The sequence below is a fragment of the Herbaspirillum hiltneri N3 genome (assembly GCF_001267925.1).
Classification (GTDB): domain Bacteria; phylum Pseudomonadota; class Gammaproteobacteria; order Burkholderiales; family Burkholderiaceae_D; genus Herbaspirillum; species Herbaspirillum hiltneri.
The window spans coordinates 1,701,196-1,721,438 of the sequence record NZ_CP011409.1 but is presented as its reverse complement, the minus strand read 5'-3'; the positions used below and the strand labels follow the sequence as shown (position 1 = coordinate 1,721,438).

Here is a 20,243-nt window from a genome sequence, read left to right as displayed (position 1 = left end):
TCATGCAGCAATCCGACACGTTCACGTCCCCACTCAACCTTGCCCTCGTGGGCAATCCCAACTGCGGCAAGACCGCGCTGTTCAACCGTCTCACCGGCGCCCGCCAGAAAGTCGCCAACTACGCCGGCGTGACGGTCGAACGCAAGGCCGGGCGTTTCGTCTCCGGCAGCGGCGCGGCCTATCGCCTGGTCGACCTGCCCGGCACCTATAGCCTGAGCGCACTGACCCCGGACGAGGCGGTCACGCGTGCGGTACTGCTCGGCGAACGCGCCGACGAAGCGCTACCCGACCTGATCGTGCTGGTGGTCGACGCCAGCAAACTGCGCCTGAATCTCAAGCTCGCCATCGAAGTGCTGCGCCTGCAGCGCCCCACCATCCTGGCGCTCAACATGTCCGACGTGGCCCGCAAGCGCGGCGTGCATGTTGATGCCGCGCGACTCGGCGCCGAGCTCGGCATTCCCGTGGTCGAAACCGTCGCCGTGCAGCAGCAAGGCGCAACAGCGCTGGCCGATGCAGTCGACGCGTGGCGCAACCGCCATTCGGACAGCCGGCCGGATGCCTGGGTTTCATGCCGCTTCGGCGATGCAGCCACGCCGATGAGTGCAAGCGAGCGCCAGCAAGCGGTGCGCAGCATCCTCGACGTCGCCGTCACCGAACGCACGCAGGCGCGCACCACCGAAGACCGCATCGATGCCTGGGTGCTGCATCCGGTATTCGGCTATGTGCTGTTGCTGGCGCTGCTGTTCACGATCTTCCAGGCGGTGTTCAGCTGGTCGGCGCTACCGATGGAAATGATCAAGACCGGCGTCGACGGCATCGGGGCGCTGGTCACGCAATTCATGCCGGAAGGATTGCTGCGCAGCCTGATCGTCGACGGCATCATCTCCGGCGTCGGCAGCGTGCTGGTGTTCCTCCCGCAGATCCTGGTGCTGTTCTTCTTCATCCTGCTGCTGGAAGATTCCGGCTACCTGCCGCGCGCCGCCTTCCTGCTGGACCGGCTGATGGGCAGCGTCGGCCTGTCGGGGCGCGCCTTCATTCCGCTGCTGTCGAGTTTCGCCTGCGCCATTCCCGGCGTGATGGCCACGCGTACCATCCAGAATCCGCGCGACCGCCTCGCCACCATCATGATCGCGCCACTGATGACCTGCTCAGCGCGATTGCCGGTGTATGCGCTGATCATCGGTGCGTTCATTCCTGATCGCGCCGTCGGCATCTTCAACTTGCAGGGACTGGTGCTGTTCGGCCTGTACGTGCTCGGCATCGTCTCGGCGATGGCGGTGGCTTACGTGTTCAAGCGCGTGATCGCCAAAGGCCGGCTGCAGCCGCTGCTGCTGGAACTGCCCAACTATCACGTGCCGCATCTGCGCAACCTAGCGCTGGGGCTGTGGGAACGTGCGCGCATCTTCATCACGCGCGTGGGCACCATCATCCTGGCGCTGATGGTGATCCTGTGGTTCCTGTCGACGTTCCCGGGTGCGCCGGACGGCGCCACCGGGCCGGCGATCCAGTACAGCCTGGCGGGACGCATCGGCAGCTTCCTCGAGCCGCTGTTCGCGCCGATCGGCTTCAACTGGCAGATTGCCATCGCGCTGATCCCCGGCCTGGCCGCGCGCGAAGTCGCCGTCGGCGCGCTCGGCACCGTCTATGCGCTGTCGGCCAGCGGCGACCAGCTGGCGTCGGCGCTGGAGCCGATGCTGACGCAGACCTGGAGCCTGCCGACGGCGCTGTCGCTGCTGATCTGGTATGTGTTCGCGCCGCAGTGCATCTCGACGCTGTCGATCGTCAAGCGCGAAACCAATTCGTGGAAACCGGCGCTGGCGATGGCCGCCTACATGTTCGCGCTGGCCTATCTGGCCTCGCTGGCGACATTCCGGTTGGCCACGGCTTTCCTGTAGAAACGAGGACCGTCATGCAAAATCTCATCGTCGCCGCCATCGTGCTGTATGCCTGCGGGTACGTGCTGCGCCGCTATCTGCCGAAGCCGCTGAAGCACCGCATGGGCGCTGCCGTCGCTGCATGGTGCCGGCAGCGCGGCTGGCATGGCATGGCCGTGCGGATGCAAGCGGCCGAGCAAGTCCCCGCAACCGGCTGCGACAGTTGCAGCGCTTGCGCGGGGGTGGAAAAGAAGGGAAAAGACGGAGGGAGAAATCCAACCGTCCAGAAGATCTCAGTGGACAGCCTGAAGCGCAGTCTGCACCGTTAGACTCTTACAGCAGCACATAGGCAGCGACGGCAGCCGCAACAACATCAATCGCCACCATCGCAACGATGCCGACGCGATGCTGCATGAAAGCGCCCAGCGCCCAGAATGCCGCCAGCAAGGCGCAGCACAGCTCCACCAGGCGCGCGTAGGAAAGATCGTCCGCCACCCACATGCACGCTGCACTGGCCGCCAGCAAGACGCTGAATTGCAGCACCGCCGCGACACTGGCGCTGCGCGACAGCTTCGGATCGTAACGCCGGCGCGCCGCTTCCAGACTGAACGCCGGTCCGTCCGCCGCCACGCCGGCCGGCAGCCAGCCGGGCGGCTTGAACCACAGCTTGAGCTTGTCCTGCCAGCGCGGCAGACGCGCTGCGGTCTGCGCCAGTTGCCAGTAACCGCTGGTCACGGCCCACAGCGGATCCCAACTCTTGAGCGGCGTGCGCGTGCCGTAGACGCAGGCTTCTTTCTCTTCCGCGAAGGTGCCGAACATCCGGTCCCAGATCACCAGCATGCCGCCGTAGTTCTTGTCGAGGTACTGGTCGTTGACCGCGTGATGCACGCGATGATTCGACGGCGAGGAAAAAACCTTGTCGAACCAGCCGAGCTTGCCCACATGTTCGGTGTGGATCCAGAACTGATACACCAGCACGATCAGGCCGGCAATGGCGAACTGTTCAGGCGGCACTCCCAGCACCGCCATCGGCAGGTAGAACAGCCAGCCGATCAGGATAACGGTGCTTTCCTGGCGCAGCGCCGTTGACAGGTTGAAATCCTGGCTCTGGTGATGCACTGCGTGCGCGGCCCACATCACGGCGTTTTCGTGGCCCATGCGGTGCAGCCAGTAGTCGAAGAAATCGAACAGCAGGATCGCCGCAATCCATCCGGCCGCGCCGTGCCAGAAACGGGCATGCGGCACGATCGCGACGAAGCGATAGGCGAAGGTATAAAAACCGATCTGGAACAATTGCGTCACCAGCCCCACCAGTTGCCCGATCAGGCCCTGGCTCAGGCTGCTGATGGCGTCGTTGAGGCGATAGGTATTGCGGCCACGGAAATAGCCGTAGGCGAGCTCCGCGCAGATCAGCACGAGGAACAGCGGGATGATGTAGACGACAAGTTGTTCCATGGGATATTTCTGGTAATTTCAGGCTGCAGCGCCACATCGAATTGCATGTCTATGCGCGTGGGTGCTGGCGTTGAGCGCATCTTGCAGCGCACAACGAATTGTACGGCAGATAGCAAAAGCGCGTCGGAGATGCCTTGCGGAAACCAGAGGCAAGGACGGGAGGAAGAAGTGAAATCGGGCACGGCAACCTTGATTGCCATGCCCGCAATGCCGATGAAATTTCCGACGGGAAATTTTTTAATCAAGCCGGCTGCAGCGCGTCGCGATACGCGTACAGCGCCGGCGTGCCGCCGGTCATCACAAACAGGATATTGGCGCCCGACTGGTAGCGCCCTGCCCTGATCGCCGCCAACATGCCGGCAAAGGCCTTGCCCGAATACACCGGGTCGAGCAGGATGCCTTCGGTGCGCGCGAGAGCCAGCAAGGCTTCCCGCATTGCCTCGGTGGCGACGCCGTAAGCCGGCCCGCGCTGGCTGCCATCCATCAGGATGTCGGCGTCGGCCACCACGGCCTGGTCTCCCAGCAGCGCCAGCGTCTCGCGCACCAGCGTCAGCGTGGTCGCCTGCGCCGTCGCCGCCTCCGCCAGCGTGCTGTAGGCCTGCACCAGCGCCGCCGATTTGCCGGCGTGCACCAGCCCCGCGGCCAGACCGGCGTGCGTGGCCGAACTGCCGTTGGGAACCACGATGCCGTCGAACTGCACGCCCAGCGCTTCGCCCTGCAGCAGCAGTTCTTCCGCGCCGGCGACGTAGCCCAGGCTGCCCACCGCGGTCGAGCCGCCGGTCGGGATCAGGTAAGGCTTGCGTCCGGCCGCGATCAGCTCGGCGACACGTTCGCGCGCACGCACGATGGGCGCAGCGCCGTCAGGCGCGATCTCGACGCGTGCGCCGAAGATGTCATTGAGCAGGACGTTGCCGCCCAGCGCATATTCTTCGTTGGTGCGCGGCACCAGCCGGCCGAGGACGATCTCGCAATGCAGGCCAGCCTTCGCCGCCGCGGCTGCCGTCAGGCGGGCGTGATTCGATTGCAGGCCGCCGACGGTCACCAGCGTGTCGGCGCCTTCGGCCAGCGCGGCGCCGATCAGGAACTCCAGCTTGCGCAGCTTGTTGCCGCCGCCGCCGAGCGACATCAGGTCGTCGCGCTTGACGAAGATGTTGACCGCCGCCGTCTCCGGCAACAGGCGGTGCAGGTTCGCGAGTTTCTGCACCGGCGTGGCCTGGTCGAGCAGGCGGTAGCGCGAAAAGCGGTCGAGTGACGAAAAGCGATTCAGGGACATGGATTCCTCATTGGTCTGGTTCATTCTGTTCAGCACGATCGGCGTGGGCCGATGATACGACGCCCGCCATGTTCATGCTGCCGGCCTGCGGTGGCCGGACGGCAATTGGTTTACCATCCGGACTACGCCATCATAAAAATATCTCTACACAGGACACCGCATGAAAACCGGCACAAGGCGCCCCTTCGACGATCTCCAGGTCGGCAGCATCGAGTTGTTTTGCCTGGCTGCAGAACTGAGCAGCTTCAGCGCCGCCGCCGTGGCCGCCAGCGTGACGCCGGCAGCGGTCAGCCGCTCGGTATCGCGCCTGGAAGAACGCCTCGGCGTGCGGCTGTTTGTACGCACCACGCGCCAGATCCGCCTGACCGAAGAAGGCCAGCTGTACTTCGAGCAATGCCGCGAAGCGCTGTCCACGCTGATCGAAGCAGAACGCCGCGTCAGCGGGCTGCATGGAAAGCCGGCCGGCACGCTGCGCATCAGCCTGCCGACCCCGTATGCCCATTACCGCGTGCTGCCGATCCTGCCGGAATTTCGTGCGCGCTATCCCGAGGTTGCCGTCGAGACCCACATCAGCAACCGCAACGTCGACTTTGCCGATGACGCCTATGACCTGTCGGTGCGCGGCAAGGCGCCGGACGATTCGAGCCTGATCGCACGCACGCTGGAAGACGCCGAGCTGGTGATCGTCGCCAGCCCGGACTACCTGCGCCGGGCCGGCACGCCGCGCACCATCGACGAACTGCAGGCGCACGACTGCATCCAGTTCGACCTCCCCAGCAACGGCCGTCGCCTGCCGTGGACCTTGCGCCACGAAGGCGCCGACCTCGACGTGCCGACCAGCGGCAACTACGGCTGCGCCGAAGACGTGCTCGGCGGCGTCACGCTGGCGCGCGCCGGCGCCGGGCTGTTCCAGACCTATCGCTTCGTGGTCGCCGAAGACCTGCGCTCAGGCAGCCTGGTCGAAGTGCTGCCCGAACACGGCGGCGTCACCCGCCCCTTCGTGATGCTGTATCCGCATGCCCGCCACATGTCGTCGCGCGTACGCGCCTTCGTCGACTTCATGATGGAGAAGCTGCAGCGTTAGCATCCAGGCGTTAGCATCCAGGCATTACCAGCGACCGGAACTGGCGCCGCCGTCCACCGGCAAGATCGCGCCGGTGGTGAAGCTGGAATCGGTCAGGTATTGCACCGCGCCGACGATATCTTCCACTTGGCCGATCTGGCCGGTAGGCTGCAGGGCCTTGAGGAAATCATGGCTGCCGGGCGCATGCAGCGGCGTCTCGATGATGCCGGGGGCGACCGCGTTGACCTTGACGTTGTGCGCCGCCAGTTCCAGCGCGAGTGCGCGCGTGGCCTGGTTGAGTCCGCCCTTGATCAGCACCGGCAACAGCGCAGGGACGGTCGTCGTCGGCTGCATTGCGATGCTGGCGGTGATGTTGACGATATGGCCGCTGCGATGTTCGACCATGTGGCGCACCGCTTGCTGGGTGATGTAGAAGAAGCCCTTCAGGTTGGTGCTGACGATGCTGTCGACATCTTGCTCGGTATAGTCGGCGGTGGGCTTGGCGATGAAGATGCCGGCGTTGTTGATCAGCACGTCGACCTTGCCGAAACGATCCGCTGCTTCCGCGAAGATTTTTGCCGCAGTTGCAGGCAGCGCGATGTCGCCTGCGACGCCAAAGAAGTTGGCGGCATTTTCGAACCGGGCGGCTGCAGCCTGGAGGCGTTCTTCGGTGCGAGCATTGCCGATGACGTAGTCGCCGCGCTTCAGATAGGCTTGCGCCAGAGCAAAGCCGATGCCGCTGGAGGCGCCGGTGATGACGATGGTTTTTGGTTGATAAGACATGATGGTTTCCTTCAAGAGTGATTGACCGCGAGGCATGGTTTCGGCGTGCGGATCGGGGTGATCTCGCGTTGCCTTGGAATGCACTATAGGGATTCACGCTCTGGGGAAAAAGCGGCCGGGCCGCATTTGACTTGATACACGGTGGAACAGATCAACAGATCAACGGGTCAACGGGTCAACAGATCGGCGCTCGCCGGCCGCATTGCACGGCCGGCAAACCCGCAGCGCCGTTTTCCGGTCAGCGCGGCTGACGTGGAATCGTCACCGTGAAGACGGTCTTGTCGCCCGAACCGGATTGCACGTCGATCTCGCCCTGGTGCGCGTGCACGATCTGCTGGACGATGTACAGGCCGAGTCCGAGCCCCTCATTGTGGCCGTTGTACGGTGCGCCGCTGCGGAACGGATCGAAAATGCCGGGCAGCACCTCGGGCGCAATACTGCCGGCGTTCACCACCGAGAATGTCGCCTGCTCCGGCGCGTTGCCATCCAGCAGAACCAGCACCGTTTCGCCGGGCTTGCCATGCCGGATGGCGTTGCCCAGCAGATTGGCCGCCACCTGGCTGAGGCGATCGGGATCCCAGTGACCGGCCGGATTGCCGTCGATCTGCAACTCGATGCGGCTCTCCGGGAAGGCTGCTTGGTGCTCCTGCACCACACGCTGCATGACCTCATCCAGGCTGACCGGCTGGCGCGTCAACGGAATGCCGCCCGCCAGGCGCGCCCGCGCCAGGTCGAGCATGCCGTCGATCAGTCGTCCCATGCGCTTGCCGCTGTTGATGATCTGCATGCTGGCCTTCTGCGCGACGTCTTCCTTGTACGCGCGCTGGATCAGCGTGGCCGCCGTCAGTACCGCGCCGAGCGGATTGCGCAAGTCATGCCCCAGGATGGCGACGAACATTTCATTGAGGCGCAAGGTCTCGGTACGCTCGCGCAGCTCCAGCGCCAGCTGCTGTTTCTGGCGATACAGCTGGAAGAACACCTCGGCCTTGTTCTGCAGGATATGCGGCTCGATCGGCTTGTAGAGAAAGTCAACCGCACCGCTTTCATACCCCTTGAACATGCGGCGTTCATCGCGCGCGCCGGCGGTGACGAAGATCAGCGGCACATTGCGCGTGCGCTCGCTGCCGCGGATCAGTTCGGCCAGCTCGAAACCATCCATGTCCGGCATCTGCACATCGATGAAGGCCAGCGCAACGTCGTGCACCAGCAGGTATTCCAGCGCTTCAAAGCCGGACCGCGCCTGCAGCAGTTCGACGTCGTCGCGTTTGAGCAGCGCGGACAAGGCAAGCAGGTTTTCGTCGAGATCGTCGACGAGGAGAAACTTCACGCGGGGCAATATGGTTTTCTTGTTGTGATCGTTCATTTTTTTATCTTCCCTTGCAGCGTTCCCAGTAACGCGGCAATCTGTTCCAACGTCAATACGTAATCCACTTCGCCTTGCTGCAAGGCCAGTTCGGGCATGTAGCGCACATGGGCGGTTTCCGGCTCCTGCACCACGGTCATGCCGCCGGCCGCGCGGATCGCCTGCAGCCCGGCCGCGCCGTCCTGGTTGCCGCCGGTCAGCACGATGCCGAGCAGGCGTTCGCCGTATTCGTCGGCGGCGGACTCGAACAGCACGTCGATTGCCGGCCGCGAAAAATTGACCGGCTCGTCCGACGACAGCGCCAGCTGCGGACCTGCATCAATCAGCAGATGATAGTCGGGCGGAGCGAAGTATATCGTGCCGGCCTCGACCGGCTCCTTGTCGGATGCCTCGCGCACGGCCATGCGGCACTTGGGCGCGAAGATGTCGACCAGCAGGCTGGGCCGGTCGCGCGGCAGATGCAGCACCACGAACACCGCCGCCTTGCTGCTTCCCGGCAGGGCAGGCAGCAAGACCGACAAGGCGTCGACGCCGCCGGCCGAGGTGCCGATCACGACCGCATCGATACGGCCGTCAAGAGAGGCGATGGCGTTCATAGCGTGTTCTTTTTCTGGAAGATGCGATCCTCGCGCACCACGTCGTCGAAGGCCGCCGCATGCTCGGAAAAACGCAGCGACTCCTTCGAACCGAGTCCGAGGAAGCCCTTGCGGCACAGCGACTCGCGGAACAAGCCGAGCGCGCGCTCCTGCAGCTGGCGGTTGAAATAGATCAGCACGTTGCGGCACGATACCAGGTGCATCTCGGCGAACACGCTGTCGGTCGCCAGGCTATGGTCGGAAAACACGATGTACTGGCGCAGCGACTTGTCGAACACGGCGCGATCGTATGCCGCCGTGTAGTAGTCCGACAGCGAGGTGCGCGCACCCGACTTCTGGTGATTGCTGGTGAAGCCGGCAATCCGGTCGAGTTCGTAGACACCGGCTTCGGCCTTTTGCAGCGCGGTCTGATTGATGTCGGTGGCGTAGATCAGCGAACGTTCCAGCAAGCCCTCTTCGCGCAGCAGGATCGCCAGTGAATAAACTTCTTCGCCGGCGCTGCAGCCGGCCACCCAGATTTTCAGCGACGGATAGGTGCGCAGCAGCGGCACCACCTTTTCGCGCAGCGAACGGAAATAGCCCGGATCGCGGAACATCTCGCTGACCTGCACCGTCAGGTATTCCATCAGCGCCGGAAATACTTCCGGATCGTTCAGCACCTTGTCCTGCAACTGCGACAGGGTCGCGCAACGGAAGTGACCCATCGCCGTCACCAGGCGGCGCTTGATCGACGCTGCGGCGTAACCGCGAAAGTCGCAGTGATACTTGAGATAAATGGCGTCCAGCAGCAACTGCATCTCGATATCGAAGTGGCGTGTCGGTGTCGGCATCCTGTGCTCAGCAATCCATGTTCATGACGGTCCCAGGGGCGCTCATTTCGGCATCCAGACGCGCACCAGCGACAGCAGTTTTTCGACGTCGAGCGGCTTGGCGATGTAGTCGTTGGCGCCGGCGGCCAGGCATTTTTCCTGGTCGTCCTTCATGGCCTTGGCGGTCAGGGCGATGATCGGCAGTTTCTTCCATTCTGGCTGGCGGCGGATCTCGCGCATTGCGGTCATGCCGTCCATCTCCGGCATCATGATGTCCATCAGCACCAGGTCGATACGTTGCGCACCCGATGCCTGGCTGCGCTTGAGCGCTTCCAGCGCCTCGATGCCGTTGCGCGCGATCTCGACCTTCATGCCTTTGGGCTCGAGCACGCTGGACAGCGCGAAGATGTTGCGCACATCGTCTTCGACCACCAGTACGCGCCGCCCCTGGAACACCGCTTCACGGTCGCGCGCCACCTTCAGCAGGCGCTGGCTTTCGGCCGGCAATGTGGTTTCGACCTGATGCAGGAACAGCGTCACTTCGTCGAGCAGGCGCTCGGGCGAACGCGCGTCCTTGATGATGATGGAGCGCGAGAAACGGCGCAGGCCCTGCTCTTCTTCGCCGGTCAGCGAACGGCCGGTATAGACGATCACGGGCGGGAAAGCGACGTCCTCCTGTTGCGCCATCTTTTCCAGCAGCTCGTAGCCGCTCAGGTCGGGCAGGTTGAGGTCCATCACCATGCAGTCAAAGGTGGTGGTACGCAATTGTTCGAGCGCCTTCGCCGCCGTCTCGACGCCGACGATGTTCACGTCGTCGTTGCCCAGCAACTGGCGGATGCTGTCGCGCTGGCGCGCATCGTCCTCGACCACCAGCACGTGATGCAGGCTTTGCGAGAATTTGGCCTCCAGCTTGCGGAAGGCGTCGATCAGCTGTTCGCGCTGGACCGGTTTCAGGGCGTAGCCGACGGCGCCGCGCTCCATGGCTTCCTGGATGTAGTCGGCAACCGACACCACATGCACCGGAATATGGCGCGTGTGCGGATTGCGCTTGATCTGGTCGAGCACGCCGAGGCCGGAGAAGTCGGGCAGGTTCATGTCGAGCAGGATCGCGCTCGGATGATACAGATCGGCGGCAGCCACGCCTTCGTTGGCGGAGTGCGTGATGATGCATTGGAAGCCCATCTCATGCGCCAGGTCGCGCAGAATCAGCGCAAACGCGGTGTCATCCTCGATCACCAGGATCAGGCGGGAAGCCGGTTTGATGCGATTGCGATCGTCATCGATGGCGATCGGCTGCAGGCCAGTCGCCGTGCGGGAAGGTACGCTCACATCGGGTGCAGCGGTCGCGGCCAGCGAAGCGCGTGCGGCCGAAATCACCGATGACGCCGGCGCAGGCGGTGGCATCGCCGCGACGCCGGCGTCGCCGGTCATCGGCAGCGTCAGGTTGGAAGCTTCCGGCGAATATGCCAGCGGCAAGGTCAGCGTGAAGATACTGCCTTCGCCCAAGCGGCTCTGCACCTGGATGTCGCCGCCGAGGATGCGTGCGAGGTCGCGCGAGATCGACAGGCCGAGGCCGGTGCCGCCGTATTTGCGATGCGTGCTGCCGTCGGCCTGGCGGAATGCCTCGAAGATGAACTGCTGCTGATCGTCGGCGATGCCGATGCCGGTGTCGCGCACCGAGAATGCCACACGGCCTTCGGCGTTCGGATAAATCGTCAGCGTGACCTCGCCCTTGTCGGTGAACTTGACCGCGTTGGACAACAGGTTCTTGAGGATCTGGCCGAGGCGCTGGGCGTCGGTGACGATGTGCTCCGGCGTTCCGGCTTCGACGATGGTGCGCAGCGACAGGTTCTTTTGCTGCGCGGTCGGCTGGAAGGTCGCGGTCAGTTCGTCGGTCAGCTTCTGCATCCGCACCTGCTCGGCGACGATCTCGATCTTGCCGGCCTCCATCTTCGACAAGTCGAGGATGTCGTTGATCAGCGCCAGCAGGTCGTTGCCGGCCGAGGAAATGGTCTGGGCAAAACGCACCTGCTCGTCGGTCAGGTTGCCGCCCTTGTTGTCGGCCAGCAGCTTGGCCAGGATCAATGTCGAATTGAGCGGCGTGCGCAACTCGTGGCTCATGTTGGCGAGGAATTCGCTTTTATACTGATTGGACCGCTCCAGTTCGGACGCCTTCTCCACCAGGACGGTCTGCGCCTTGGACAGGTCATCCTTCTGCGCTTCCAGCTGCTGCGCCTGCTCTTCCAGCTGGGCGTTGGTTTCCTCCAGTTCGCTTTGCTGGGTTTCCAGGCGCGCCTGCGAGGCCTTGAGCGCCTGGCTTTGTTCTTCCAGCTCTTCGTTATTGACGCGCAGTTCTTCTTCCTGCGCCTGCAATTCCTCCGCCTGGCGCTGGGTTTCTTCCAGCAGTTCTTCCAGCCGCGTGCGGTCCTTGGCGGAACGCACGGAGACGGCGATCAGTTCCGCCGTACGTTCCAGCAACTCCACTTCGGCCGCATGCAGCGGACGGAAGAAGCCCAACTCGATCACCGCCTGCACCGCGCCGTCGACACTGGCCGGTGCAATCAGCAGCTCGCGCGACTTGCTGGCGCCGAGGCTGGAGGTGACCGGCAGGTAACCATCCGGCACCTCGCGTACATGTACCACACGATTGCTTTTTGCGGCTTGGCCCAGCAGGCCGTCGCCGGGCTGCAGCACAGCGTGGCCGGAGCCCGCGCCGATGGCGTAAGAACCGAAACGGCGGAACGCGTCGGCGTCGTTATGGATGTAGATCGCCCCGACCTGCGCGCCCAGATAGTCGGCCAGGAAAGCCAGCGCGTTGTCGCCCAGCACGTCAAGCCGCTGCTCGCCCTGCAGTCGTCTGGCCAGCCCGATCTGGCCGGCGCGGATCCACACCTGGCGCTCGCGCGCACGGTAGTCGCGCGACGTCATGACGGCGGCCGCCACGATCAATACCAGCAGCACGCCCGAGCCGATCCAGGTGACCATGGAAGCAAGCACCACCGCATCGCGCCACTCTTCCTGGCGATTGACGAGCAGGTTGCGCTCATGCAGCTCCATCTCGTCGGTGATGGCGCGCAGGCGGTCCATCGCCATCTTGCCGCGGTTGGTGCGCACCACTGCCAGCGCCGCTTCCGCGCCGAGCGTGCGCTGCAGCTCGATGCTCTCGGCCAGCTCGTCCATCTTGTCCTGCGCCATCAAGGCGGCGGAATCAAGACGCTGGACCTGTTCCGGATTGTCGCTGATGAGGCTGCGCAAACGCTTCAGCTGACCCGGCAACGCCGCCTTGGCATTGGTGTACGGCAGCAGGTAATTTTCGCTGCTGGTCAGCAGGAAGCCGCGCTGGCCGGTTTCCGCATCCTTGAGTATGGACACCAGCGACTGCAGCTGCTCACGCACTTCGATGGTGTGCGACACCAGTTCGGCGGTGCGGGCGCGCACTTCCTGCGCGCGATAGGAAAAAAAGGAGATCAGGATCACCGCGAGGATCGCGACACCGAAACCGATCAGCGGTCCCGGCGGCAGCGGCAGTCCGGAAATGGCGCCGGCGGCGCGTGTGGGTTTTGCATCGATGCGTTGTCCAGCTGGCAAGGGAAAACGTGGCACGTTGTGCTCCGTCGGTGATGTTGGGGGACAAGGAATAACAAGACGATGGTCGTGACCGGTCAGACCGGGTCACCGCGATACAGGTTCTTTTTCTTATAGAGAAATCGCGCGAAAATTATACTTGAATCCTCCTGTCCGGAGGAGGCGCCCGAGGGTCTGTGAAACCCTCTTTTCCATTGTCATTAATGCATCATCAAAAATGAATCAGCCTACCGCCTCAAGTACGAAGTCGATGAAGGCGCGCACTTTGGCGGGTGGCCTGTGCCGCGAAGGATGCAGCGCGTAAAGCGGAAAGCGTTCGTCCGGCCAGTCCGGGAAAATCTCCACCAGCTGCCCCTGCTTCAATACGTTCTGCGTACCCAGCGCCAGGATCTGGGCGATGCCGGCGCCGGAACTGCAGGCCAGCAGCATGGTGCCGGAGTCGTTGAGAATGAGCCGCCCCGGCGGAGCCACTTCGACCACCTTGCGTCCCTTCTGAAACACCCATTCGTACGGCCGACCCGTGATCGGATCGCGGAAATGGATGCACTGATGGTTGACCAGCTCGGACGGATGCGACGGCCTGCCGTGTTTGGCGAGGTAGGCCGGCGAGGCCACCGTGAGGATGCGCGTCTCCAGCAGCTTGCGCGCCACCGTGGTCGAGGTGGGCGGCTTGCCGAAGCGGATGGCGACGTCAATGCCGTCAGCCACCAGGTCGCCGAAATGCTCGCGCGTGGTCAGTTCCAGCGTCAGGTCGGGATATTTTTCGAGGAAAGCGCCGAGATGCGAAGCCAGCAGCAGACGCGAGAAGAACGGATCGAGATCGACGCGCAGGCGGCCGCGCACGGCGCTGGCCGAACCGGAGGCGTCGATGGCGGCTTCTTCGATGCCCGCCAGCAGCGGCGCCACTTGTTCGTAGAAACGCCGGCCTTCGTCGGTCAGGCTCATCGAACGCGTGGTGCGGTCCAGCAAGCGAACGCCGACGCGCGCCTCCAGCCGGGCGATAGCGCGGCTGACGCCGGAGTCCGACATGTTGAGCGCCTCGGCTGCGCGCGCAAAGGTGCCGCGCTCGATCACCGCCGCCAACACGCTGACGCCGGCCAGCAGGCGTCCGTCAAAGGACATGGTTCACTTCCTGAAGCATGCTGCGGCGATCTTCTTGCCGCGCTCAGCCGCGCGCCGGAATCGTCAGGCCCTTGATCACCGCCGGACGTGCGACGAAGGCATCGAGCGTGCGCCGGATGTTCTTGAAGTCCTGAAAACCGACCAGCTCACCCGCTTCGTAGAAGCCGACCAGGTTGCGCACCCACGGGAAGATCGCGATGTCGGCGATGCCGTACTCGCCCATCACCCATTCGCGATCCGTCAGGCGCTGGTCGAGCACGCCAAGCAGGCGGCGTGATTCGGCGACGTAGCGGTCGCGCGGACGCTTGTCTTCGTATTCCTTGCCGGCGAAGCGATGGAAGAAGCCGAGCTGGCCGAACATCGGACCGATGCCGCCCATCTGGAACATCACCCACTGGATGGCCTGGTAGCGCGCGGCCGGATCCTGCGGCAGGAACTTGCCGGTTTTCTCGGCCAGGTAGATCAGGATCGCGCCCGATTCGAACAGCGCGAGCGGCTTGCCGCCCGGACCGTCGGGATCGATGATCGCCGGGATCTTGTTGTTCGGATTGAGCGACAGGAATTCCGGCGAGAACTGGTCGTTGCTGTCGAAGCTGACCAGGTGCGGCTCGTAGGCCAGGCCGGTTTCTTCCAGCATGATCGAGACCTTGACGCCGTTGGGCGTCGGTAGCGAATACAACTGGATGCGTTCGGGATGCTGCGCCGCCCACTTGGCGTTGATGGGGAAATCGGCAATCTTGGAAGCAGCGGACATGTGGTTACTCCATATCGAGAATCGGATCGAAGGCCTGGACGAATTGCTCGAACCCGTCCAGCGGCAGCGGCCGGCAGAAGAAGTAGCCCTGGTAGGCGTGGCATCCTGCATCGGCCAGGAAATCGCGCTGCGCGTCGGTCTCGACACCCTCGGCGATGACACCCAGGCCGAGACTTTGCGCGAGTGCGACGATGGTCTTGGCGATGGAGGCATCGTTGGGGTCGATCAGGACATCGCGCACAAACGACTGGTCGATTTTAAGCTGATTCAGCGGCAAGCGTTTGAGATAGGACAAAGACGAATAGCCGATGCCGAAGTCATCGAGCGAGAACTCGACGCCCTTGGCCTTGAGCGCATACATCTTCTGGATGATGTCTTCGACGTTGTCGACCAGCAGGCTCTCGGTCAACTCGAGCTTGAGGCGTTTCGGATTGGCGCCGGTACGTTCGATGATGCCGCATACGGTCGCGACGAAATCGGCTTCGCGGAATTGCTGCGCACTGACGTTGACGGCGATGCTCAGGTGCGAGGTATCGGCGCGCTGGGCCCAGCGCGCCAGCTGCGTGCAGGCGGTTTCCATGACCCAGTTGCCGAGCGAAAGGATCAGGCCGGTCTCTTCGGCCAGCGGAATGAATTCCGACGGCGGCACCGTGCCGCGCTGCGGATGCTGCCAGCGCACCAGCACTTCGGCGCCGGTCACGCGGCCGCCGTCGACCACCTGCGCCTGGTAGTGCAACACCAGCTGGCCGCCGTCGATGGCCTTGCGCAGGCCGGCTTCGAGCGCGGCGCGTTCCAGCACCACGGTCTGCATCGCAGGATCGAAGAAGCTCATGGCGTTGCGGCCGGTTTCCTTGGACTTGTACATCGCCAGGTCGGCCTGCTTGAGCAGTTCGTCGATCGAGGCCTGGCGACCGCGGAATACTGTGGCGCCGACGCTGGCGGTAGTGCGGTATTCGACCTCGCCCAGTTCATAGGGAGAGTCGAGCACGCTGAGGATCTTCTCGCCGATGGACTTGGTCTGGCTGGCGGCTTCCTGCGGATTGCGATGCAGGCTTTCCAGCACCACCACGAACTCATCCCCACCAACGCGCGCCACCGTGTCGTTGGCGCGCACGCTCGCCGCCAGCCGCTGTGCGACCTGCTTGAGCAACAGGTCTCCCTTGTCATGGCCGAGCGTGTCGTTGAGCGTCTTGAAATGATCGAGATCGATGAACAGCAAGGCGCTGCTGGTCTTGTTGCGCGTGCTGGCCGCGATCGCCTGCTTGAGGCGGTCGAGCAGCAGTGTGCGATTGGGCAGGCGCGTGAGAGCGTCGAAGAAGGCCAGCTCCTTGATGCGCTCTTCGGCGATCTTGCGTTCGGTGATGTCGTGATGGGTGCCGACGTAATGTGTGACGACACCGTCGTCGCTCTTCACCGCCGAGATGGTCAGCCATTCGGGATAAACCTGGCCGTTCTTGCGGCGGTTCCATATTTCCCCCTGCCAGCCGCCGGAGTGGCGCACGCTTTCCCAGATGGCCCGATGGAAGGCCGGGCTGTGACGGTCCGAGCGCAGCAGGCGCGGCGTCTTGCCGATGACGTCCTCAACGTCGTAACCGGTAATCTTGGTGAAGGCCTGGTTCACGCGCAGGATCTTGCCGTCGGCGTCGGTGACCATCATGCCTTCGAGCGAATCAAAAGCCACCGCAGCGATGCGCAGTTCGGCTTCGGCTTGTTTGCGTTCGGTGATGTCGCGACCGCTGGTGCGGAAACCCGTGAAGACGCCATTGGCGTCGGTGATCGGCAGCCACGATACCGACAGCCAGAACAGTGAACCGTCCTTGCGAATGCAGCGGAATTCCAGATCGTCGCCGCGTTCGCCGAGCAAGCCCTTGTCGAGTTCGGGCGCCACACGCGGCAGGTCTTCCGGATAAATGAACTGCGTCCTGAAGTTCCGCATCGCCATGCACTCTTCAACCGTATAGCCGGTGTAATGGAACACCGACGGATTGATCCAGCGCGGCTTGCCGTCCAGGCCCCACCATACTTCCCAGTTGACGGTGCAGTCGGCGATGGCGCGGAACTGTTCTTCGCTGGCGCGCAGTTCGCTGGTCATCTTGTTGGCCAGGCGAAGTGCGCGGCGCCGGCTCGACATCAGCAGCCAGGCCAGCAATGCCAGCAACATGCTCAGGCCGACGCCGGTCAGGGCGGTCTGCACTTCGGCGTTGCGGCCGAAACGGGTGGTGAAGTCGTCGAGCGTGTTCATGGACAGCGTCCAGTTGTGGCCGGCCACCACGAGGTACTCGGTCGCGCTGATCAGTGTCGGTTTCTTGTTGTCGAGGCCGACTGCCGATTGATAGAGCAAGGCCTCGGTCGACGGTTCGACGCCATCATAGATCGCGAACGCGACACCCATCGGCTGCTCGCCGTACAGGCTGGCGACTACGTCGCTCATGCGGAACGAGGCGTGCACCCAGCCGATCAGGTTGGCGCGGCGCTCGGCGATGGTCGATTGCGGCATGCCGCGCGCGTAGATCGGCAAATACATGACAAAGCTCGGCTGACCCTGGCCGTCGGCGTCGAGATCCAGCTTGACCTTGCCGGAAATTGCCGCCATGCCTGAGTCGCGCGCTTTTTCCATGGCTAGGCGGCGATTGGCTTCGGCCCAGGGATCGAAGCCGAAGGCCACGCGATTGCGGCCGACGTAGGGTTCGCGCATCACGATCGGCGCATAGTCGGGACGCTCGCCAGCGGGACGGATGGCGTAGTCGGTGAAACCCAGTTCGTGCATGCGCGCAATGTGCGCGGTCTTGTCGGCGCTGGTAATCCACTCTTCCGCACCGATGGCCTGGATGCCGGAAAAATTGGCATCGAGGTTCAACGACGCGACATAGTCGTGCAGCGCCACCCGATCGAATTTCCCGCTGGCGGTGAACAGGCCTTGCACGCCGTGCAGCATCTGTTCATAGCTGGAGACGCGCTGCTCGACGCGGCTGACCGCCTCGCGCAGGGAAAAATCGAATTGCGCACGCAGCTCTTTCTGCGAGGCATCGCGCTCGTGGTCCCAGGCCAGCCAGGTCACGCACAGGCCGGCGACCAGGATCGTCAAGGGCAGCAGGATCTGCCGTATCCAGTTCACGGCTCCGCCTTGAAATCGACCATCGATGCCGCCAGCGCGGGCGGGAAATATTTTTCGAAAATGCGGCGGATGGTGCCGTCGGCGCGCATCTCGTCAACCAGTGTACGCCACTTGTCGCGCTCACCGGGAGGCAAGGCCTTGTTCGACATGATCAAGCCGTGCGGGACCGAAGGGTCGTTGAATTCGATGATCGCAGTAACGTCGCGAATGTGCTTCTCTTCCACCACCGGATAGTCGAACGGCTCCATGATCATGCCCTGGATACGATTGGCCATCAGCGCCTTGTACAGCGGATCGAGACCGCCGGCCTGGGTCACACGGTTGGCGGCCGTCAGCTTGTCGACCAGGCGATTAGCCGAGGCGCTATAGCGGAAACTGCGGATCACGCCGAGCCGGAAGGTCTCGCTGCGTTCGAACTCGACCAGTTGACGCATGCCGGCATCCTTGCGCACTAGCAAGTAATACTTGTTGCTGAAGTACCAGGCAAAAGAGGCGAAGCCGCGACGCTCCGAGCTGGCGATGCCGGACAGGCTGAAGTCGAGCGCGCCCGATTCGATCAGTTGCCAGATACGTGCGCGCGACATCAGGCTGACGCCGACTTTGCAGCCGCTGCGGCGGATCAGCTCATCGGCGAAGTCCTTGTCGATGCCGGTATCGGTATCGGCGGAGTACAACAGGCCGTGGTCGTGCAGAGCAAGCGTATAAGGGCGGGAGCAATCGGGACCGGCTGCCTGGGCCGTGTCTGTGGCGCATGTGATGAACAACATGCTGCATGCACAGACGATGCTGGCGAAGCGTCGGCGGATCACCGTTCCCCCGGCGGTAAGAATGACTGAAATACGGCCCCCTTCATGTGCACCGTGTACTGATTACGTATTCTTTTGTGCGGCTTGCGGGCGTTTATTTTTTATTGCCACAGACCAACAACGCGATGTCGTGCAAATGCGATGCCGCCGCCGGTTATTTCTTTGATTCTTCCGGCATGACGGACGAATGATGTTACCCGACGCCTATTGAAACTGCAACCAGGAACACAGCCCGGAAAGGGGCGCTGAAGCACGCTTGGAGCATGCTGGAAGTGGGCCGAATGCCGGCCCGATGTCAGCTCGATGTCAGTTTGATGTCGGCGTACAATTTGCGTTATTCACCTTCATCATCGAAAAGAGGTTGCCATGCACTACGCCTTGTTTTATCGCTTCGTCAAAGACAGCAAGACCGCCAAACAACCGTTCCGCAGCGAGCACCTCGGCTATGCCTGGGAAGCCAGCGCGCGCGGTGAACTGATCCTCGGCGGTGCGCTGGCCGATCCGGAAGACGAAGCCCTGTTGTTGTTCACCGGCGACTCCCCGGAAGTTGCCGAGAATTTCGCCAGGAAGGATCCCTACGTCCTCAACGGCGTGGTGACGCAATGGCAGGTGCGGCCATGGACGACGGTGGTCGGGAAAACTGCGGCGACGCCGGTGCAACCGGATTGAGGCAAAAAAAAGAGGACCGCGCGGTCCTCTTTTTTTGCTCTTCACCGAAGAGAAATTGCCTTACCTGCCGATCTGATGGCCGATGACGCCGCCGACTGCAGCGCCGCCTGCGGTGCCGATGCCGCTGCCGCCGGTCAGGACCGCACCGGCTACCGCACCGATACCGGCGCCCACCGCCGTGTTCTTGTCGCGTCGCGACATGTTGCTGCAACCGCTCATCGCCGCCAGCGCGCAGACCGTGATGGAAATGACTGTGATTTTTTGGATTGTTTTCATGATGAGGTCCCTGTTTGAAATATAAGGTCGCTGCTTTCGCAGCAATGGAATATGGACGTCTGTTCGAGCCGCATTCTCTCCCAATAGTTTCGGTCCCCGGACGCTTGTAAACATTCCCTTACAGTTGTTACACCGCTCGCCATGAAACGTTGCCTCTCCGTCAACTCTCTGCAGCGACGGGGATCAGCCGCGCACCGCTGCTTCAATCGCGGCCACGTCGATTTTTCGCATTTCCATCATGGCTTCGAACGCACGTTTGGCCGCAGCCTTGTCGGCTCCCATGACCGCATCCGTGAGCACCCGCGGCGTGATCTGCCACGACAAACCCCACTTGTCCTTGCACCAGCCGCAGGCGCTTTCCTGGCCGCCGTTGCCCACGATCGCATTCCACAGGCGGTCGGTTTCTTCCTGATCGTCGGTGGCGACCTGGAACGAGAACGCCTCGCTGTGCCGGAACGCCGCACCGCCGTTGAGGCCGATGCAGGGAATGCCGAGTACCGTGAACTCGACCGTGAGGACATCGCCTTCCTTGCCGGAAGGATAGTCGCCGGGTGCGCGATGCACCGCGCCGACGGCGCTGTCGGGAAATGTCGCGGCATAGAACTGCGCAGCCTCGAGCGCGGCGCCGTCATACCAGAGACAAAGTGTGTTTTTGCTGGTCATGCTGGTCTCCTGAATTGGGGAAGATGTGGGATGAATC

General features: G+C 63.1%; 17 protein-coding genes. 4 read left to right on the top strand and 13 right to left on the bottom strand.

All coding sequences use genetic code 11. The features are described from left to right. Window positions 1-2: 2 nt before the first annotated feature. Together feoB and F506_RS07715 are read left to right on the top strand one after the other, a co-directional pair. Window positions 3-1,895 carry a ferrous iron transport protein B gene (feoB, locus tag F506_RS07720; RefSeq protein ID WP_053196338.1) on the top strand — a complete coding sequence of 631 codons (1,893 nt, stop codon included), beginning with the start codon at window positions 3-5 and terminating at the stop codon, window positions 1,893-1,895. Between the two features lie 14 nt (window positions 1,896-1,909). Continuing rightward, window positions 1,910-2,203: a DUF6587 family protein gene (locus tag F506_RS07715; RefSeq protein ID WP_053196336.1), complete on the top strand. Its 294-nt coding sequence runs from the start codon at window positions 1,910-1,912 to the stop codon at window positions 2,201-2,203. A 4-nt stretch (window positions 2,204-2,207) separates the two neighbouring features. Here the strand turns inward: F506_RS07715 and F506_RS07710 are convergent, their stop codons facing one another. Beyond that, on the bottom strand, window positions 2,208-3,329 hold the full coding sequence (locus tag F506_RS07710; RefSeq protein WP_053196334.1) for a sterol desaturase family protein: 1,122 nt from the start codon (window positions 3,327-3,329) through the stop codon (window positions 2,208-2,210). Window positions 3,330-3,570: 241 nt separating this feature from the next. Beyond that, window positions 3,571-4,602 carry a D-cysteine desulfhydrase family protein gene (locus F506_RS07705; RefSeq protein ID WP_053201364.1) on the bottom strand — a complete coding sequence of 344 codons (1,032 nt, stop codon included), beginning with the start codon at window positions 4,600-4,602 and terminating at the stop codon, window positions 3,571-3,573. Window positions 4,603-4,762: 160 nt separating this feature from the next. On the opposite strand from F506_RS07705, the gene F506_RS07700 reads away from it, so the two are divergent. After that, window positions 4,763-5,686, top strand: a complete 924-nt coding sequence (locus F506_RS07700) for a LysR family transcriptional regulator (protein WP_053196332.1) — start codon at window positions 4,763-4,765, stop codon at window positions 5,684-5,686. A 24-nt stretch (window positions 5,687-5,710) separates the two neighbouring features. Here the strand turns inward: F506_RS07700 and F506_RS07695 are convergent, their stop codons facing one another. The 9 genes from F506_RS07695 to F506_RS07655 form a co-directional block, all read right to left on the bottom strand. Beyond that, window positions 5,711-6,448, bottom strand: coding sequence for an SDR family NAD(P)-dependent oxidoreductase (locus tag F506_RS07695; RefSeq protein ID WP_053196330.1), 738 nt, complete (start codon window positions 6,446-6,448; stop codon window positions 5,711-5,713). A 238-nt stretch (window positions 6,449-6,686) separates the two neighbouring features. Then, complete coding sequence (locus tag F506_RS07690) at window positions 6,687-7,811, bottom strand: hybrid sensor histidine kinase/response regulator (RefSeq protein ID WP_053196328.1); 1,125 nt, start codon at window positions 7,809-7,811, stop codon at window positions 6,687-6,689. Continuing rightward, window positions 7,808-8,407 carry a chemotaxis protein CheB gene (locus F506_RS07685; protein WP_053196326.1) on the bottom strand — a complete coding sequence of 200 codons (600 nt, stop codon included), beginning with the start codon at window positions 8,405-8,407 and terminating at the stop codon, window positions 7,808-7,810. The genes F506_RS07690 and F506_RS07685 overlap by 4 nt, the downstream gene beginning before the upstream one ends. Further along, window positions 8,404-9,237 (bottom strand): CheR family methyltransferase, encoded by an 834-nt coding sequence (locus tag F506_RS07680; RefSeq protein ID WP_053196324.1) that lies wholly within the window; start codon window positions 9,235-9,237, stop codon window positions 8,404-8,406. Before F506_RS07680 ends, F506_RS07685 begins: the two co-directional genes overlap by 4 nt. Before the next feature lie 42 nt (window positions 9,238-9,279). Continuing rightward, complete coding sequence (locus F506_RS07675) at window positions 9,280-12,819, bottom strand: response regulator (RefSeq protein WP_053196322.1); 3,540 nt, start codon at window positions 12,817-12,819, stop codon at window positions 9,280-9,282. Between the two features lie 204 nt (window positions 12,820-13,023). Beyond that, window positions 13,024-13,923, bottom strand: a complete 900-nt coding sequence (locus tag F506_RS07670) for a LysR family transcriptional regulator (protein WP_053196320.1) — start codon at window positions 13,921-13,923, stop codon at window positions 13,024-13,026. A gap of 43 nt (window positions 13,924-13,966) precedes the next feature. Next, a complete protein-coding gene (locus F506_RS07665; RefSeq protein ID WP_053196318.1) occupies window positions 13,967-14,677 on the bottom strand; it encodes a glutathione S-transferase N-terminal domain-containing protein in 711 nt (236 codons plus the stop codon). A 4-nt stretch (window positions 14,678-14,681) separates the two neighbouring features. Then, window positions 14,682-17,792, bottom strand: a complete 3,111-nt coding sequence (locus F506_RS07660) for a bifunctional diguanylate cyclase/phosphodiesterase (protein WP_053196316.1) — start codon at window positions 17,790-17,792, stop codon at window positions 14,682-14,684. After that, entirely contained in the window at window positions 17,789-18,559 is a 771-nt protein-coding gene (locus F506_RS07655; protein WP_053196314.1) for a substrate-binding periplasmic protein, read from the bottom strand. The genes F506_RS07660 and F506_RS07655 overlap by 4 nt, the downstream gene beginning before the upstream one ends. A 405-nt stretch (window positions 18,560-18,964) precedes the next feature. Here F506_RS07655 and F506_RS07650 point away from each other — a divergent pair, with 405 nt between their 5' ends. Beyond that, window positions 18,965-19,267: a YciI-like protein gene (locus tag F506_RS07650; RefSeq protein WP_053196312.1), complete on the top strand. Its 303-nt coding sequence runs from the start codon at window positions 18,965-18,967 to the stop codon at window positions 19,265-19,267. Between the two features lie 60 nt (window positions 19,268-19,327). On the opposite strand, the gene F506_RS07645 is transcribed toward F506_RS07650, so the two are convergent. Beyond that, window positions 19,328-19,543, bottom strand: coding sequence for a glycine zipper 2TM domain-containing protein (locus F506_RS07645; protein ID WP_053196311.1), 216 nt, complete (start codon window positions 19,541-19,543; stop codon window positions 19,328-19,330). Window positions 19,544-19,726: 183 nt separating this feature from the next. Beyond that, window positions 19,727-20,206 (bottom strand): VOC family protein, encoded by a 480-nt coding sequence (locus F506_RS07640; protein WP_053196309.1) that lies wholly within the window; start codon window positions 20,204-20,206, stop codon window positions 19,727-19,729. Window positions 20,207-20,243 lie beyond the last annotated feature (37 nt).

Excerpts from the sequence above, each read along its gene's own strand:
- F506_RS07645 (WP_053196311.1), bottom strand. The coding sequence starts at position 19,543 with ATGAAAACAATCCAAAAAATCACAGTCATTTCCATCACGGTCTGCGCG.
- F506_RS07650 (WP_053196312.1), top strand. The coding sequence starts at position 18,965 with ATGCACTACGCCTTGTTTTATCGCTTCGTCAAAGACAGCAAGACCGCC.
- F506_RS07715 (WP_053196336.1), top strand. The coding sequence starts at position 1,910 with ATGCAAAATCTCATCGTCGCCGCCATCGTGCTGTATGCCTGCGGGTAC.
- F506_RS07685 (WP_053196326.1), bottom strand. The coding sequence starts at position 8,407 with ATGAACGCCATCGCCTCTCTTGACGGCCGTATCGATGCGGTCGTGATC.
- F506_RS07655 (WP_053196314.1), bottom strand. The coding sequence starts at position 18,559 with ATGTTGTTCATCACATGCGCCACAGACACGGCCCAGGCAGCCGGTCCC.
- F506_RS07700 (WP_053196332.1), top strand. The coding sequence starts at position 4,763 with ATGAAAACCGGCACAAGGCGCCCCTTCGACGATCTCCAGGTCGGCAGC.
- F506_RS07665 (WP_053196318.1), bottom strand. The coding sequence starts at position 14,677 with ATGTCCGCTGCTTCCAAGATTGCCGATTTCCCCATCAACGCCAAGTGG.
- F506_RS07695 (WP_053196330.1), bottom strand. The coding sequence starts at position 6,448 with ATGTCTTATCAACCAAAAACCATCGTCATCACCGGCGCCTCCAGCGGC.
- F506_RS07710 (WP_053196334.1), bottom strand. The coding sequence starts at position 3,329 with ATGGAACAACTTGTCGTCTACATCATCCCGCTGTTCCTCGTGCTGATC.
- F506_RS07690 (WP_053196328.1), bottom strand. The coding sequence starts at position 7,811 with ATGAACGATCACAACAAGAAAACCATATTGCCCCGCGTGAAGTTTCTC.
- F506_RS07640 (WP_053196309.1), bottom strand. The coding sequence starts at position 20,206 with ATGACCAGCAAAAACACACTTTGTCTCTGGTATGACGGCGCCGCGCTC.
- F506_RS07705 (WP_053201364.1), bottom strand. The coding sequence starts at position 4,602 with ATGTCCCTGAATCGCTTTTCGTCACTCGACCGCTTTTCGCGCTACCGC.
- F506_RS07670 (WP_053196320.1), bottom strand. The coding sequence starts at position 13,923 with ATGTCCTTTGACGGACGCCTGCTGGCCGGCGTCAGCGTGTTGGCGGCG.
- F506_RS07680 (WP_053196324.1), bottom strand. The coding sequence starts at position 9,237 with ATGCCGACACCGACACGCCACTTCGATATCGAGATGCAGTTGCTGCTG.
- feoB (WP_053196338.1), top strand. The coding sequence starts at position 3 with ATGCAGCAATCCGACACGTTCACGTCCCCACTCAACCTTGCCCTCGTG.